Genomic DNA, 16,669 nt, shown 5'->3' with positions numbered 1-16,669 from the left:
CGAATTCTCATATCGGGCATTAGTAAATGTGAGAGCGCGTGTCGGGAAAGGCGGGACATAGGCCATCCGGCTAGTAGTTTGAGGCTCTCGAATCGCCTATGCTGGATACATCCCGGATATGGAGGCCGCATGACCGTACGCAATCTCGACGCACTGTTTAACCCGAAGTCGATCGCCGTGATCGGCGCGTCGCTGCGTGCGGGCAGTATCGGCGAAATGGTGTGGTCGCGGTTAAGCGCTGCCAACTTTGCGGGCCCTGTCTGGCCGGTGAATCCGAAGCATCGTCAGTTGAATGGGGCCGCGGTGTTCGCGCGCATCGGCGACTTGCCGGATATAGCGACCGTGGCGGTGTTGTGCACGCCGCCACCCACGTGGCCGGAGATCGTCAGTCAACTGGGAGCGCGTGGCACGCGGGCGGTGGTCATAATCGGGCAGGCAGGGGAGCCGGAGGGCCGCGACTGGACACGCCGAGCGCTTGCGGCTGCGCGGCCGTTCTTGCTGCGTGTGGTCGGCCCGGCGAGTGTCGGCGTGATGACCCCGGCTATGGGCGCGGTGCTGGGGGCGCCTTCATGCGCCATTGCGGCGGGCGGGGTGGCGTGGGTATCGGCGTCGAATGCGCTGACCAACGGCGTGATGGGCTGGGCGAACGCACGTGGCCTGGGTTTTTCGCGGGTGGTCGCGCTGGGTGACGAGGCTGACGTCGACGTGGGGGATATCCTTGATTTCCTCGCAAGCGACTCACGGACGCGCGCGATTCTGATGGCCATCGAATCGGTGCGGATGGCGCGCAAATTCATGTCGGCGGCGCGTGCGGCGGCGCGCAACAAACCCGTACTGGTTTTACGCACAGGTCACGATGATCCTTTCGATGCGCTGTACAGCGCCGCTTTCCGGCGTGCCGGCCTGGTGCGGGTGGACTCGCTCGACGACCTGCTCGACGAAATCGAAACCCTGGGCGTGGGGCGCGTGGCCGCAAGCGACCGGGCGACCGTCATCACCAGCGATCGCGGCGTGGCCGCGCTCGCTGCCGACGCGTTCGCCGCAGCCGGCGACGCGCTTGCGCTCTGGCCCGAGGCCGCGCGCGTATCGGTCGCCGCCGTGCTGCCCCACGCGCGTCTGGAGAACCCGCTACAACTCGGAGACACCGCCACTGCGGCGGACTTTGGAGCGGCGCTCGAAGCGCTAGCGCCGCATCGCGAGACCGGGACGGCGTTCGTAGTCCACGCGCCAACGCACACCGCGCCGGTCGCGGAAGTCGCGCGCGTGCTGATCGAGCAGCAAAGCCACGCGTATCGCGGTTTGCTGACCTGCTTTCTCGGTTGTGTGGATCGGACCACGCGTGACGCGTTGCACGCGCACGGCATTCCCGTCCATACCACGCCTCAACGCCTGGCGCGGGGTTTCGCACGGCTGGTGGATTATCGTCAGGGTCGCGAGATGTTGATGCAGACGCCCGATGGGCCGCGCCCCCAGACCCTGGTCGCGCTGGACAGCGCGCAGGCCCAGGTCATGGCCGCATTGACTGCGGGCGTCGCGGAACTGGACGGCGAGCGGGCGTCGCGGGTGCTGGCGCAGTTTGGCGTTGTCGTGAAGGCGGGGTCGGCTGGTCAGCGCAGCGTCGATGCCATTGAAATCGATGTCCGCTTGCTGAACCATCGTGTGTTCGGACCGGTGTTCGAGTTCAAGGCTGTTGGCGCGCTCGGTTTGCCGGACGCAATGCACGAATTTGCATTTCCACCGCTTAACCCGGTGTTGGCGCGAGACCTCGTGATGCGTTCGCCGAGGGCACGCGAACTTCCTGCGGAGAATTTGCTGGCGGCGTTAACGGCCTTGTCGCAGGCTGTCTGCGAGATCGAGCAGATTGTCGCGTTGCGGTTGACGGTGCGCGTGACCCGTCAAGCGGTCGTCGTGTATGAGCCCCATCTGACGCTGGCGGCGCATCGCACGCCGCTCGCCATTCAACCGTATCCGCGGCAACTGGAGGAAACGCTCGACTGGAACGGCTTGCTTATCACCGTGCGGCCGATCCGTCCCGACGACGAAGCCGCCCACAGCGCGTTCGTCGCCGCAATGACGCCAGACGATCTGCGTCTGCGGTTCTTCAGTTCCGTGCGCAGTTTTGATCACTCGCAGCTCGCCCGGATGACGCAGATCGACTATGACCGCGAGATGGCGTTTATCGCCGTCACGGGTGAACACGACGCCATCGTGACGTTGGGGGTGGCGCGCGCCATTGCCGATCCGGATAACGAGACGGCCGAGTTTGCGGTCGCGGTGCGCTCGGATCAGAAGGGCAAGCGGCTGGGACTCTTGCTGTTGACTCGGATCATCGCGTATTGCCGCACGCGCGGGACACGCTGGCTGGTCGGCGAGGCGTTGCGCGAGAACACCGGCATGATCGGACTCGCGCGCCGTTTAGGATTCGAGATAACGGCCACGGAAGATCCGGGCGTGACCGGTTTCAGGATGCGCCTGGCTGAAGGAGAGGCAGAAGCCGGCGTGCTGCCGTCATGAAGGCTGAGAAGCGCTGGCATCCGGCCGCCGTGGTGAGCGGCCAGAACGTGTGCTGCAAGATGCTTGCCCGCGAGGCGCTGCTCTTCGAATCAAGCCGGCAGCTTTGCGAGCGCGTCGTCGACTTGTGTGCGAGATACCGCCAGCTCGTCCAGCCACGCATCGGCATATGTGCTGCCGGTTTCACGCTCCAGACGCGCGATCGTCGCAGCGCAGCGCGTAGCGTCCTTGGGCGTGGCAATAAACGCTTTAACCGACGCACCCGACGTGAACGCTTCGAACAGCGGAACGCGAATGTCGTCCGGCAGCGCGCGAGTGGTCCATTGATACGGCTTGCCGTTGAACGACAACTGCGGCGGCAGCACGCGCTCTTTCTTCGCCGCGGGAATCAGGCCGAAATTGCGGGCAGCATTGGCGATCTGGTCGGCCGTAAAGAGTTCGTCCGCGCCAATGTCGAACTGCTTGATAAACGTTTCGATCGACTGCATCGCGGCCGCGCGGTCGTCGCGCTTTTGCTGCGCGCGGGCGACGATATCGCGCAGTTCGTCCGCTTCCTCGCTCGTGATCGTGAAGCTGGACTGCTTTTGCTGAAGTTCGGAGAAGCGCTGAAATTCGGGATCGGAGAGGAGTTTCGCCATTGCCTTGCGTAGAAAAAGACGCGAAACGTCGCGGGGAGCGACAATCCGCTTTTTTGAGAGGGTCGCCATTCTAACGCGTCGCGCGGATCTGGAACCTGGCGAATCCGCGAACCGGAGCTTCCCAGCGAATCGACCTGAATCTTTCCGCCTGTTCTGCCAATAAAATCGCTCGCCGAATGTATCCAACGAAGTTACTCGTCGAGCTTACCCGCACCTAAGCCGCGCTCGAACCCTGCGAATCACTGAACTCCACATCCGGTTCGCGAAACATTGAAAGCGCCGCCGCCGCTTCACCCAACAGCGCACTGACCTCGTCAATGGAGGGCGCCACGTATTCGTCGATACGCCTGAGATACGGGCACGTCAAAGTCGCAATCGCCTGGCCCGACGGTCCAAGCAGCGGAAAACTCACGTCCATCACGCCGAAGGTCTGCTGACTCTCCTTATGCAGAAAACCGTCCTTGCGAATCTGTGCGTACGCATTTTCCAGCGCGAGCGGATCGAGCGCGGACTCTCCTTTCACACGCGTGTGTTCGGCCAGCATGTGCGCGCGTTGTTCCGCGCTCTGGAACGCGAGGATCACGCGGCCCGAACCGGTATCGATCAACCCGACCCGCGCACCGAGGCGCACCGAAATCCCCCATGTTCCGGGCCCGTCGACCTGCGCGATCACCAGCAGATTGCCCCGGTCATAGGCGGCGAGATGGCACGACTGCTCCGCGCGATCGGCGAAACGCTGCATGACCGGCAGGGCTTCCGCGATCAGGCGGTTCATCGGCGGATGCCGGTGCGCGAGCGCATACAACTTCAGGCTCAGCGAATAACGGTCGCCCGCGGGCGAGCGCACCACGTACTGCCGCGCAACCAGCCGCTCGAGCATCCGATACATCTCGCTCGCGTTGCGCCCGAGCGATTTCGTGATCTCGGCGCGCGTGAGTCCATCCTTTTGCTCGGCGAGCAGCTCGAGGATATCGAGACCTTTATCCAGCGCGGGAGCGCGGTACCGGTCGGCGTCGGTGGGATCGTCTGCCTGCATGATGGCCTTCAGTTAAGTCGCTTAAAAACAAGATGCTAAGGGAAAACACGGACCGCCCAGCGGCGCAGTTAGCTTGACTTCGACTTGTCCGCATATGAATAATACGTTCACTGATAAATGATTGTACTGATGCAAACCCGCGGCATGACCCATATGACCGCTGAATGCCATCCGTTCCCAAGGACGTTTCTGTGCAGCAAACCCCTCACAAATCCACCGACGCCCGGCTCATTCTTCAAAGTCCGCAGGACAATTGCCTGATTGCCGGCGCGCGCCTGCAAGCGGGGGAGCAGGTGGAAATCGAGGGGGAGTTCGTTACGCTGTCAAAGACCATCGACCTTGGTCACAAAGTCGCTCGCCGCGCGTTGCGGACAGACGAAAAAGTGCTTCGATATGGGGCGATCATTGGCCATGTGACGTCGGACGTTCAGCCCGGCGAACATCTGCATACGCACAATCTCGAGAGCGACTATCTCCCGACCTATACCCACGACGCCGGCCATGCGTTTGTGGATCACCGGGACCGCTAAACCAATGACTGCTACCTCTACCCCGTCGCTTCAAGGATTCCTGCGTGCCGATGGGCGTAAGGGCATCCGCAACGTCATCGCGGTTGCGTATCTCGTCGAATGCGCGCATCACGTGGCGAGGGAAATCGTCACGCAATTTCGTCCGGCGTTCGACGCCTTCGACGACCCCGCTGCTGATCGCGAACCACCCGTGCACCTCATCGGCTTCCCGGGCTGCTACCCGAACGGCTATGCCGAAAAGATGATGGAGCGATTGACCACGCACCCGAACGTGGGCGCGGTCCTGTTCGTCTCGCTCGGCTGCGAGAGCATGAACAAGCACTATCTGGTCGACGCCGTGCGCGCGAGCGGCCGCCCGGCCGAGGTCCTGACGATCCAGGAAAAAGGCGGGACGCGCAGCACGATCCAGAATGGCCTGGACTGGATTCGCGACGTACGTGCCACGCTCGCGCTGCAACCGAAAGTGCCGATGGCGCTCGACGAATTGATCGTCGGCACGATTTGCGGAGGCTCGGACGGCACGAGCGGCATTACGGCAAATCCTGCTGTGGGCCGCGCCTTCGATGCGCTGATCGATGCCGGCGCCGCGTGCATTTTCGAGGAAACCGGTGAACTGGTCGGCTGCGAATTCCACATGGAAAGCCGGGCGGCGCGGCCGGAACTGGGCCGTGAAATTGTCGCGTGCGTGGACAAGGCCGCGCGTTATTACTCGATCATGGGACACGGTTCGTTCGCGGTCGGCAATGCGGATGGCGGCCTTACCACGCAGGAAGAAAAGTCCCTCGGCGCGTATGCGAAAAGCGGTGCATCGCCCATTGTGGGGATCGTCAAGCCCGGCGACATTCCGCCCGTGGGCGGTTTGTATCTGCTCGATGTCGTTCCCGATGGCGAACCGCGTTTCGGTTTTCCGAACATTAGCGACAACGCGGAAATCGGCGAACTGATTGCTTGCGGAGCGCACGTGATCCTGTTCACGACCGGACGAGGTTCGGTGGTCGGTTCGGCGATTTCGCCCGTTATCAAGGTGTGCGCGAATCCGGCGACCTATCGAAATCTTTCCGGCGACATGGACGTGGATGCGGGCCGTATTCTGGAAGGCCGTGCCACGCTGGACGAAGTTGGCCGCGAAGTATTCGATGCCACCGTGAGCGTGGCGGCGGGTGCCGCGTCGAAGTCGGAATCGCTAGGGCATCAGGAATTCATCCTGACCTATAAGAGTTTCGAACCGGTCGGCCCGGCGTGTCTGCCGGCGAGCGCTACGCCGCGGCATGCGGTATCGATTACGTCGATTTGAGCCCAAGTTAGAGCCCAACAAACAAGTCCAACGCAATGAACCCAATCACCGGAAATCCCGTTGTGAAAAAGCGCAAAGTGGGCAAGACCTCGCTGGAAGTCACGGCGTTGTCGCTGGGCAGTGCGCCGCTGGGCGGCCTGTATCACGAGCTTTCCGAGGCAGACGCGCGAGCGACCGTGGACGCGGCGTGGCAAAGCGGCATTCGTTTCTTCGATACCGCTCCGCACTACGGCCACACGAAAGCCGAGCACCGGATAGGCGACGCGTTGCGCCAATACCCGCGCGAAGACTACGTGTTGTCGACCAAGGTTGGCCGGCGCTTTGTCCCGCGCACCACGCCTTACGACGGCAGCGAAGGCTGGTCGGACCCGTTGCCGTTCCAGGCGATCTACGACTACACCTACGACGGTATTCTTCGATCGTTCGAAGACAGCCAGCAACGCATGGGTATTGTCGATATCGACATTGTGCTGATCCACGATATCGGCCGCGTCACGCACGGCGAAAACAACCCGCGCTACTGGCGGCAACTAACGGACGAAGGCGGTTTCCGGGCGCTGGATGAACTGCGTACATCGCGGGGCGTAAAAGCTGTTGGGCTCGGTGTGAACGAAGGCGCTGCAATCCAGGAGGCGATGGCGGAATTCAATATCGATTGCGCGTTGCTGGCGGGACGCTACACCTTGTTGGAACAAGCGGTACTCGATGACTTGCTGCCGGAATGCGAGAAGCGCGGCGTCAGCATCCTGTTGGGCGGTGCGTTCAATTCGGGCATTCTCGCCCGGGGACTGACGTCCGATACGGCGCCAAAAGCGGACAACCTGAAGTTCAACTACGGCGATGCACCGCCGTCGATTATCGAACGCGTCGATGCGCTGGAGCGGATCTGCCGTGCGCATGGCGTCGCCTTGTCGAGTGCAGCGCTGCAGTTTCCTTATGCGCATAAAGTTGTGGCTACGGTCCTGATGGGCGCACGAAATCCAGCGGAAGTGCGTTCGAACGCGGCTTCGTTTGCTGATCCGCTGCCTGACGTTTTGTGGGATGCGTTGCGAGCGGCCGGTTTGTTGCATCGCGACGCGCCTGTGCCTCGCATCGATCAAACAGGCATCGATCACACCGACGCAGGAAAACCATGAGCGATGAACGGATCGACGCGCATCAGCATTTCTGGGACCCATCGCGTGGTGACTATGGCTGGCTGACGCCCGAGTTGCAGACCTTGTACCGCGTCTTCGGTCCCGCTGATCTGAAACCTCTTCGTGAAGCAGCTCACGTTGCGCGCACCGTGGTCGTCCAGGCTGCGCCGACGGTCGATGAAACGCGCTATCTACTCGAGCTCGCTCGCGACGACGCGTCCATTGCAGGCATTGTTGGCTGGGTTCCGCTAGATGCACCGGACTGCGCGGAATTGATTGACGAACTGGCGCGCGAACCCAAACTCAAGGGCGTGCGCCCGATGCTGCAGGATCTGCCCGACGACCGCTGGATCGAAAACCCCGCATTAACTCCTGCAATTCACGCACTGATCAAAAACGATCTCGCCTTCGATGCATTGATTTATTCGCGCCATGTACCTTCGTTGAAGGTGTTCGCCGCGCGCTTTCCCGAACTGCGAATCGTCGTCGATCATGGTGCGAAGCCGCAGATCAGGGATGGTCACGCGGCATGGCAAAGCTGGGCGGACGGCATAGCCGAATTGGCCGAACTGCCACAAGGGCTGGTCTGCAAACTCTCAGGTCTGGCGACTGAATCCGCGCCCGGTTGGTCGGTGGCCACGCTCAAGCCCTATGTCGATCATCTTCTCGACTGTTTTGGGCCCGATCGGCTGATGTGGGGCAGCGACTGGCCCGTGCTGAACCTGAACGGCGACTATGCGCAGTGGTCTGACGCAGCGCGGCAATTGACGGCTCACCTTGATGTGTCTGCACAGCAGGCAATTTTCGGCGATACCGCCCGCGAGTTTTACCGGCTGTAGACGTTGAGAAATACGCATGAAGAATGAGCGTGGTATACCCGGAATTGCTCAACTGCAATTGCAACGAAAGCAGAGAATGGTAAAAAGATTGGCACGATCGGCAACCCAACTGTCCGACCTATAAAAACGACCGCTCAGACCGAACATCTCGAAACCGAAGCAAAACCTGAAAATTGAAGGATCACTCACGATGAAACTGCTGCGCTATGGGCCGAAGGGTCAGGAAAAACCGGGTTTGCTGGATCAGAATGGCAAGATTCGCGATTTGTCGAAAGTAGTCGACGACATCGCCGGCGCGGCGCTATCCGACGCCACGCTCGCGAAATTGCGTGCGCTCGATCCGGCCTCGCTGCCTGAAGTGCCGGGCGAACCGCGCATTGGCCCTTGCGTTGGAACCGTGGGCAAGTTTGTTTGTATCGGACTGAACTACGCCGATCACGCCGCTGAATCGAACCTGCCCGTGCCGACAGAACCGGTGCTTTTCGGCAAGTGGACAAGCGCCATTTGCGGTCCGAACGACGACGTCGAAATTCCGCGCAACTCGAAGAAAACGGACTGGGAAGTCGAGCTCGGCGTGGTGATCGGCAAGGAAGCAAAGTATGTCAGCGAAGCGGACGCGCTGGATTATGTCGCCGGATATTGCGTGATCAACGACGTCTCCGAGCGTGAATGGCAGCTCGAGCACGGCACCCAATGGGACAAGGGCAAGGGTTTCGATACCTTCGGTCCGATCGGTCCGTGGCTGGTCACGAAAGACGAGATCGCCGATCCGCAGCAACTCGATATGTGGCTCGAAGTGGACGGACATCGTTATCAGAACGGCAGCACGAAGACGATGGTGTTCGGCGTGGCGGCGCTGGTGTCGTATTTGTCGAAGGTGATGAGCCTGCAACCCGGCGACGTCATTTCCACCGGCACGCCGCCGGGCGTGGGCATGGGCGTCAAGCCGTCGCCGGTGTACCTGAAGGCCGGGCAGATGATGCGGCTCGGAATCCAGGGTTTGGGCGAGCAGCAACAACGTACGGTCGACGCGAAGTAAGCCCTTCGAATCAAACGGCTTATTGCGGCGCAACTCGCCAATCAGAAGACCGACGAGCAAATTAGCGCTGGGCCGGTAAGCTCAAAAAAAGGTCGTTCCAACGTGAGTTGGAACGACCTTTTTACGTAGTGCAGCTTTAAGGCAGCTGGACTGCCCGAAAGTGTCAACCATGTCCCCGGTCCAAACGCTCCGGCCGGTGGGATGATTCGTTGTCGTCATTCAAGCCGCCGACGGTTCATCGAACGTGGCGGCCTCACTCCAAAAACGCGAATGCTTTCACTGCGTTAACCTTTAAGCGCATAAAGCCGGGTCTCGATACTGCCGTCGCAAAACCACCGCAAAACCACCGCATCGGTGAACGCATAAAAAGTCCGCTAAACCAACGCCCCAGCCCGCTCACTCGTTAAACACCGGCTCAAGCTCCGCCGCCATTTCGCTGATCCGATGGATGGTTCCCTGCGCGACCGCCACGAGCCTTTCGGCGCCGCCATCGGTGACGTACACATCGCATTGGCAGGTCGCCTGCGTCATGCCGGCGTAGATCACGCGCGCACGCGCCATCAATGTGCCCGAGACTGCGGGCCGCAAATAATTGATCTTGTATTCTCCCGTGACCACTTTCGGTCCCAGACGCAATGCGCCGGCGAAGGTCAACGCGTTATCGACGAGATAACTCACTACCCCGCCGTGCACAAAACCATGTTGTTGCCTGAGTTCGTCGCGGATGGTCAAACACAGCGTGAGACTCGAGGAGTCGACTTGCATGAGCTTCGTTCCCAGCAAGGCGCTAAACGGCTGCGCATTCAATGCGCCCCGTGCGATATCGACAATTTCGGCCATTCGGACACTCCTACACTTGGTTTCGGTCCAGTCAGCGTGAGTCCCACAATCCGCACCGGGGCAGGCGCCTTCGTCGCGGTCCTGCACAAGACTGTAGGTAGCGCATGGTCACTCCGCAAGGACGATCTCAAAATCGCGGACAAATTACCGGGTTTGCACGGACTTTCTCAGTGATTTGAAACGAAAACGCGCAAAGCGTCCGACATCGCGCTGAATTCTCCAGCCGCAACAAAAACCGCCTCGCAGGTTGGCGAGGCGTTCAATGCCGGAGGGCGCCAGGCGTCAAATGTCAGGGCAACGCGGCGTAGGCGGTGGCCAAGTGATAAGGCGTGGTCGACGGCAATTCCGGGCGCATGACCACGCCTTCTGCCGACTGGCTCTCGATCCACCCTTGCGGTCGAAGAAACCGCGCGGCGAAACGCGCGATCTGCGCGGGCAATTGCGCGCGCACGGACTTGTCCGCGTGCGTTGCAAGAGCACGCAGGTATTCAGTCTGAGCCCAGATGCGCTGCGTCGAATCGATCACGCCGCCCTGGTCGTTCAGCGACGCCGCTACGCCGCCGGTCACCGGATCGACTCCGTGTTGCTGCACAAAATCGAATCCGCGGACTAGCGCCCGATTCAGCCCCGCCGCATCGAAAGCCGGGTGCCGGCTCGCCTCGACGAGAAACAGCCACTCGAACTGGTGTCCCGGCTCCAGCCAGTTATTGGCGCTGCCAATCGTCAATTCGGCGATGCAGCCCGTTTCCTCGTGCACGAAAGCCTGCGCGAACGCCGCTGCAAGCTTTTCCAGCCGGTGATCGAAGATGGGATCCGCGCTCGCTTCACGCGCGGCGAGCCACGCCTCGGTCAGATGCATCAGCGGGTTTTGCAGCGGCGGCCCGAGCACAGCGGAAAAATCTTCCGCCATCGCGGAGCTGAACAAACCGCCAACGCCACTGCCCATCCGCCGCTCGATCAACACCGACGTTTCTTCGAGCACCGCCAGCGCTTGCTTCGCGGCGGCGGCACCCGCCCGTTTCGCATATTCCGCGCACGCAAAAATCACGAACGCATGCGTGTACAGGTCCTTTTGGCGCTCATGCGGCGCACCGTTTGCGTCGACGCTATAGAACCAACCGCCGTTTACCGTGTCCTGAAAATAGGTCCGAAGCGAAGTGAACAGCGTATCGGCGTGTTCGATATCGCCTGCCTGGGAGAACACGAACAGCTGCCGCGCGCAGGCCATGGCGCGATATCGCTGCGGCGGCAGGGGCGTGCGGCCGTCCTCGGCAACGGCTTCGAAGGCCAGCCGCAAGCCCGCGTTGAAGCCGGGTCCACGCCAGATCGGCAGTACGACACGTTGATAGTGCGCACGAAGGGCGGCGGCGGTCGGGGGCGTTGCGGCGGTCGGATCTGGGTCGTGCATACGGCTTTATCGATGTTGGTTGCGCGCGGCGGCGTACGAGGAATGACGTGGAACGTGTCGGTGCGCCACCCGATGCGGGGCACCAAGGATAAATCAAAACACCCGCGCTCCGGCACAACGGTGGTTTATCCGCGCGGCGGCTTTTGCGCGCGCTCCGCGCAATCATCCCATCACACAACACCTATAAGGAGCAAATCCACTCATGTTAAGCAATGTAGAACTCATTTCCCGGCTGGTTCTGGCCGCCGCGCTCGGCAGCGTGATCGGTTTCGAGCGCGAACGGCTGTCATGGGCCGCCGGGCTGCGCACGCATATGCTGGTCTGCGTCGGTTCAACGCTGATCATGATGGTGTCGGCATTCGGTTTCGCCGATGTCCTCAGCCGCGAGCACGTCGTGCTCGATCCGTCGCGGATCGCGGCGCAGGTCGTGTCGGGAATAGGCTTTCTCGGCGCGGGCTCAATCCTGTTACGCGGCGAGATCGTCCGCGGCCTTACGACGGCGGCGAGCCTTTGGTCCGTCGCCGCGATCGGGCTTGCTGTCGGCGGTGGCATGTACACGGCGTCCATCGCCGCAACTATTATCATTTTGATCATCCTCGCCGGCATCAAGCCGCTGGAGCGGCGTTTCATTTCCGTGAAGCAGCGTCGACAGTTGACGTTGCTCGTCGATCGCGGGACGCTGAATTTTCATGCGCTGCATGAGGCGCTGGGGGCGGGCAGCGTGCGCGTGAAGCAGTTCGTGGTGCAGCAAAGTGACGATTCCCCGGAGCTCGATGAGGTGCAAATCTCGCTTTCGCGGGTATCGTCGAATGAATACGAGACGATCTGCACGCGGCTGCGCGCGCTGGAAACCGTGCGGGAATTCAAGGAAGAGGGGCCGGCTTGAGACCGCGCGCGTCCGTAGCCCGGACGCGCAAGCGTGCGACAATGCGGCCTCGAAAACCCATGCAGCCGCTTTTTTTGTTGCGAGGCGCTGAGCCGGACCGCTTGATCGGGCGTGTTTTTAGCCGCCCGGGTTGCGTCTGCCCACGCTGTCAATCATCGACTTATGCCAGATTCCGCCGTAAATCCCGCTCTGCAGGTTGCTGATGCCGCTGGTTCGCATCGTACCGATGGTGCTTCCACTTCCGTTTCCAAATCCAAGTCTGCTGGCCGTCCGGCTGAATCAGATGCCGATGCCAAGCTCGCCCGCGCCGCACGCTCGGCGCAGCGCCTCGCGTTGCTGAGCCGGGCGCCCTACGGCGCGCCCACGCTCGATCTGTTCGCCGAAGACGCTGAGCGCGCCACGCTCCAGGCGTTGAATACCGATATCCGCCAATCTTCGTTGCCCGGCTTCGAGTTGCCTGAGGTTTTCATGGCAGCTGTGCCGGGCGAGGACGGATCGTTCGGCGTGGTGCGGGCGTGGCGCACCGGGGCGTTATCGGTGGACAGTGCGGGTGTGTCGAGCGTTGCCGTGTCGCGCGATGATGCGGCGACGACGCAGGATAGCCAGGCGGCCGACGCTGCATCGCTGGAACTTGAGTTCGACGATGTTCCCGCACCCCATGAAGTCGTCGCCGGGCCGGTCCGGCCCGAGCCGCTGGACGACGGCGCGCAGGACGTAACGTTAGTGGCGACATCGGGTGAAGGGAACGCGCAGGGTTCAAGCAAGCGCGCGTCTGCGGCGCGGTCCAGAGGTGCTGCCCGAAACGTGTCGATCACTGAACCGTCGCCGACCGTCGCAACGCCAGAAATTGAGGCGGTGGAACACACAGATGGGCGCACCGGTGCCGACACGCAACGTCCGAGCGGCTCGCCGGATGCATCGAGCATGCCGAGTACGCCGAACGCATCGAACACCCCAAGCGCACTGAATGCATCGAAGACCTCAAGCACACCGAACGCCGCGAGCGCCGCTACGAAGCCAGTCACATCCGCGTCCCCGCGCGACGCCGCACGAGCCGCGGCAACTCCCCACCGCGTGCAGCCGCAATCGCTCGCGGCTGCATTAATCGACGATGACCGCCGGACGCGCACGGGCGCCTCAAGCACCCCACAAGCGCCATCCCGCGAAACGTCAGAACTCGATACCGCCCGCGCGAGCGCGTACGCTGACACCATCGACGCGCTGTATGCCGTGATCGCGGATCAGCGCGGCGCGGCGGCGGTCTTGTCGCGACGAGTCAAAGCTATCTTCGTGATCGTGGTCTGCGTGTTGATCGTGACGGTTGCGGCGGGTGTGGCGCAGGCCGTCGCGCTGGCTCGGCTGGCGCGCGAAAACACGGCCCAGCAGCAGCGCATCGAGCAATTGATGCTGACCCAGCAGGCCACGCTGGCGTCTTTCTTCGATACCGATTCCGACACCATCGAGGTTCCGAACCGGGGCAATGCGAACGCATCCGCTGCTAGCAAGAATCAGGACGCCGAGTCGCATAGCCGCGCCGCGAAGCGGGCTCAGAGCAAATCGCATTGATATTGAAACGCGCGTGGACAAAGCGCACCGCAAGCTAAAAGAGGCTTCGTCCGCGCACTGATCCCCATCACTCGACGAATTCGATAATCGTATTACCGGCGGCTTCGGGAGCGACAGCAACGCCGCGAGCCGTTTCGCCATGCACGACGCCGTTTTCCGACAGGATGCGTTCTGCGGCGCGCAAGTCGCGAACGCGAATCTGAAGCGCGAACCCGTGGGGTTTGTCCGTGTAGCTCACCGGCAAACCGACGCAAGCAAAACGTTCGAGTGCCTGTGAACGCGTCAAGGCCACTACGCGTCCACAACCCGTGTCGGCTTCGACATGCCCGTCGATCCGCGACGTGTTCTCCGCCCCGAACAGCTTCGCCCAACGCGCTTCGAGTACCCCGGGTTCCTCTGCGACATAAATGACTTCATTGACCGCATTCGCGCCGTTCGGATGATCCTGCCAATCCTTCCTCCAGATGAACTCCGGCCGATGCTGCTGGCACAGGAAGTTGGATACATCGCCCAGATCAGGGTCCATCACCATGCCGAGCGAGACCACCGCTTCATCGGGCGTGCCGTCTGCCTTGATCAGCTTGCGCCGGAAGTCCACGCGCTGCTGCACGGGCAGCCCGGCCGCCTTGACGGCTGCAAAGTCGCCTTCGATATCCTTGCTGTGAAGCGCAAGCAGTCCAAGGCCTTCGGAGCGATCGAGGAACTGGCCTAGCGTTCGTCCGTAGCAGAAGCCATCGACGGCGTTCGTGCCGAACTTCGACGCATCATCGATACCAATGAGTTCGATGAAATTATTCTCGAACATCATCAGCGTCAGCACCGACCCCCAAGGGTGATAGGAAAGAGGACTGGGCGAGAAGCCGAGCTTGGAGTAATGCTCGACGGCCGCCGGATGATTCCTGACAGAAACCACCGGATGGTCAATACCCAGGCGATGCTGATGCAGTGGAATCATTTTGGAATCCTAGCTATTCGAGGAAGAGGAAGAAGCAGAGGGAGCAGTGATGGCCGCATACGTGCCCGAAACCGCCTTGATGACCTTCGCTGGAACGCCTGCTGCCACCATCCCCGCGGGAATCGACGTACGAACCACGCTGCCCGCCGCAATCACTGCGCCTTCGCCTATCTCGATGTTGCCAAGAATGATCGCGTGGGCGGCGAGCGTTGCGCCGCGCCGAACCTTCGGGTGCCGGTCTCCGGCTTCGGCAAACGTGCTTCCGAGCGTAACGCCGTGCCACATGCTGACCTCGTCTTCAACGACCGCGGTCTCGCCAATCACAATGCCCATCGCGTGATCGACAAACAGGCCTTTGCCAATCCTGGCCGCCGGATGGATGTCGACGTTATAAGACTTCGCGCCCCAGTTCTGCAGAAGAACGGCGAACGTCTTTTCACCGGCAAGCCAATGAGCGTTTGCAATGCGATGAGACTGAATGGCGTGGATCCCCCGAAACGATAAAAACGCGGTCAGCGCGTTCGGGCAAGCCGGGTTGGACGAGGCGATCTTGTGAACATCGGCGGCGGCGCTTGCGTCGCTACCGGTCTGCTTGATGACGGCGCTGAATTCGGCGGCCATGTCGGGCAGGGTTGCGTCCGAGCGCATCAAGTCGGCGGCAAGCAGCGCGGCGAAGGCCTCTCCGAATGTTTCGTGCCGCAGGACGCAAGCGTCGAAGTAACGCTGCATGGCGGGCCGGGCCTGTGCTTCGTGTTCCGCTTCTGCGCGGATGGTTTGCCAAAGCGCAGCGGGATCGGTGTTGATCAAGGTCTGTCTCCTGTCACGACAGTGTCCACCGCGAAAATTGAACGAGCGATGCCCGGCATGGGCAAAATTGTTCTAAAAATTAGATGCTGAGCGATCGGGTTTCACGCACATCGCGCTTACCGAAACGCCTGCATCTGCGACGACATCAACTGCAGCATCCTGTTCGACGCCACCGACAACTTCCGTCCCACACGGGTCACAAGATGCGCCTCGGCTTTCATCAGGATCGGATGATCGATCTCGATGGCGAGGAGCGCACCTGCTTCCACTTCCATGGTCACGGCGAACGCGGGCAGCACGACCAGGCCGAGACCGGACATCGCAAACTGCTTTAGGAGGCCGATCGAATTGGTCGTGACAACTGGCTCGAGGCGAATCTTCTCTGCAAACTCGACTGCCTGAAGCATTTGGCGGGTGCCATAGGTGGGATGGGTCGCGGCAATCGGGTAGGTGGCGAGCTCCTGCACGCTCATGGATTTCGTTTTGCTCCCGCGCAGGAAGTTCGGTTTGACAATCGCCATCATCGGTTGCCGCTTGATCGCGCGAGAAACAATTTTCGGATCGCCCGGCGGGTTGTAGACCAGCCCGATCTCGCCTTCGTCTTCTGAGATCCGGCGCATGACATCGTTCGTGCTGCCGAGGTCCAGATTGAGCTTGATGCCGGGATATTGCCTGCAGAAATGCTGGATGGGACCGGCAAGGACATCGGAAACAAAACCCTCGCCAAGGATCACATTGACGTTCCCGGTCCGCAACCCGCGTAGCTCCTGCAGCCGCGATATGAGGTCGTCTTTATGCGCGAGCTGTTCGCGGAAATATTCGATCAGGTACTGGCCGGCTTCCGTCGGCTTGACTCCGCGAGCGTGCCGCTCGATCAGCGCCACGTCCAGTTCCGTTTCGAGCAAGCCGATCTGCCGGCTGACCGCGGACGGCGCGACGTCGAGCCAGTCAGCGGCGGCGCGGATGGTCCCGCAACGAACGGCTTCGAAAAAATAGACGATTCGGCTTTCAGTCAGGTTGTCGGCCATTGCGCGGGGTTCCCGGGGTTTCTGACAGTCGTAGCGTTCTAATAATTAGAACATTCTCAATATTGGCGCTGATTGATTATAGGGGCTCGCCGGTCGAAGATGACAACTCCAAAACACGTTCGCCGACCGGAAGATCTGCTCTATCCGATCGACGGC

General features: G+C 61.4%; 15 protein-coding genes. 8 read left to right on the top strand and 7 right to left on the bottom strand.

Going from position 1 to position 16,669, the window contains the following annotated elements; translation table 11 throughout:
* Positions 1-129 precede the first annotated feature (129 nt).
* On the top strand, positions 130-2,514 hold the full coding sequence (locus ACSOSP_RS35510; RefSeq protein ID WP_455315307.1) for a GNAT family N-acetyltransferase: 2,385 nt from the start codon (positions 130-132) through the stop codon (positions 2,512-2,514).
* 89 nt (positions 2,515-2,603) lie between these two features.
* Here ACSOSP_RS35510 and ACSOSP_RS35505 read toward each other — a convergent pair whose 3' ends face one another.
* The gene (locus ACSOSP_RS35505; protein WP_455315306.1) at positions 2,604-3,149 is read right to left on the bottom strand and encodes a hypothetical protein; all 546 of its coding nucleotides are present in this window, start codon (positions 3,147-3,149) and stop codon (positions 2,604-2,606) included.
* Between the two features lie 214 nt (positions 3,150-3,363).
* Positions 3,364-4,185, bottom strand: coding sequence for an IclR family transcriptional regulator (locus ACSOSP_RS35500; RefSeq protein WP_455315305.1), 822 nt, complete (start codon positions 4,183-4,185; stop codon positions 3,364-3,366).
* A gap of 164 nt (positions 4,186-4,349) precedes the next feature.
* Between ACSOSP_RS35500 and ACSOSP_RS35495 the strand changes: the two genes are divergently transcribed.
* The 5 genes from ACSOSP_RS35495 (at position 4,350) to ACSOSP_RS35475 (ending at position 9,023) form a co-directional block, all read left to right on the top strand.
* Positions 4,350-4,715, top strand: coding sequence for a UxaA family hydrolase (locus ACSOSP_RS35495; protein ID WP_455315304.1), 366 nt, complete (start codon positions 4,350-4,352; stop codon positions 4,713-4,715).
* 4 nt (positions 4,716-4,719) lie between these two features.
* Positions 4,720-6,009, top strand: a complete 1,290-nt coding sequence (locus tag ACSOSP_RS35490; RefSeq protein ID WP_455315303.1) for a UxaA family hydrolase — start codon at positions 4,720-4,722, stop codon at positions 6,007-6,009.
* 35 nt (positions 6,010-6,044) lie between these two features.
* A complete protein-coding gene (locus ACSOSP_RS35485; protein ID WP_455315302.1) occupies positions 6,045-7,145 on the top strand; it encodes an aldo/keto reductase in 1,101 nt (366 codons plus the stop codon).
* A complete protein-coding gene (locus tag ACSOSP_RS35480; RefSeq protein ID WP_455315301.1) occupies positions 7,142-7,984 on the top strand; it encodes an amidohydrolase family protein in 843 nt (280 codons plus the stop codon). Before ACSOSP_RS35485 ends, ACSOSP_RS35480 begins: the two co-directional genes overlap by 4 nt.
* Positions 7,985-8,174: 190 nt before the next feature.
* Positions 8,175-9,023 (top strand): ureidoglycolate lyase, encoded by an 849-nt coding sequence (locus ACSOSP_RS35475; protein ID WP_455315300.1) that lies wholly within the window; start codon positions 8,175-8,177, stop codon positions 9,021-9,023.
* 396 nt (positions 9,024-9,419) lie between these two features.
* Here ACSOSP_RS35475 and ACSOSP_RS35470 read toward each other — a convergent pair whose 3' ends face one another.
* Together ACSOSP_RS35470 and ACSOSP_RS35465 are read right to left on the bottom strand one after the other, a co-directional pair.
* Positions 9,420-9,863 carry a PaaI family thioesterase gene (locus ACSOSP_RS35470; protein ID WP_455315299.1) on the bottom strand — a complete coding sequence of 148 codons (444 nt, stop codon included), beginning with the start codon at positions 9,861-9,863 and terminating at the stop codon, positions 9,420-9,422.
* A 289-nt stretch (positions 9,864-10,152) separates the two neighbouring features.
* Positions 10,153-11,271: an AGE family epimerase/isomerase gene (locus tag ACSOSP_RS35465; protein ID WP_455315298.1), complete on the bottom strand. Its 1,119-nt coding sequence runs from the start codon at positions 11,269-11,271 to the stop codon at positions 10,153-10,155.
* 202 nt (positions 11,272-11,473) lie between these two features.
* Here ACSOSP_RS35465 and ACSOSP_RS35460 point away from each other — a divergent pair, with 202 nt between their 5' ends.
* The gene (locus ACSOSP_RS35460) at positions 11,474-12,157 is read left to right on the top strand and encodes an MgtC/SapB family protein (RefSeq protein ID WP_455315297.1); all 684 of its coding nucleotides are present in this window, start codon (positions 11,474-11,476) and stop codon (positions 12,155-12,157) included.
* Between the two features lie 162 nt (positions 12,158-12,319).
* The gene (locus ACSOSP_RS35455; protein WP_455315296.1) at positions 12,320-13,723 is read left to right on the top strand and encodes a hypothetical protein; all 1,404 of its coding nucleotides are present in this window, start codon (positions 12,320-12,322) and stop codon (positions 13,721-13,723) included.
* Between the two features lie 67 nt (positions 13,724-13,790).
* On the opposite strand, the gene ACSOSP_RS35450 is transcribed toward ACSOSP_RS35455, so the two are convergent.
* From ACSOSP_RS35450 to ACSOSP_RS35440, 3 genes are all read right to left on the bottom strand, one after another.
* Positions 13,791-14,678 carry a VOC family protein gene (locus ACSOSP_RS35450; RefSeq protein ID WP_455315295.1) on the bottom strand — a complete coding sequence of 296 codons (888 nt, stop codon included), beginning with the start codon at positions 14,676-14,678 and terminating at the stop codon, positions 13,791-13,793.
* A gap of 9 nt (positions 14,679-14,687) precedes the next feature.
* On the bottom strand, positions 14,688-15,485 hold the full coding sequence (gene epsC, locus ACSOSP_RS35445; RefSeq protein WP_455315294.1) for a serine O-acetyltransferase EpsC: 798 nt from the start codon (positions 15,483-15,485) through the stop codon (positions 14,688-14,690).
* A gap of 116 nt (positions 15,486-15,601) precedes the next feature.
* Positions 15,602-16,513: a LysR family transcriptional regulator gene (locus ACSOSP_RS35440; RefSeq protein ID WP_455315293.1), complete on the bottom strand. Its 912-nt coding sequence runs from the start codon at positions 16,511-16,513 to the stop codon at positions 15,602-15,604.
* Positions 16,514-16,669 lie beyond the last annotated feature (156 nt).

This window comes from Caballeronia sp. KNU42 (genome assembly GCF_053760385.1).
The sequence above is the reverse complement of the archived record's forward strand: the minus strand, read 5'-3'. Positions and strand labels throughout refer to the sequence as shown.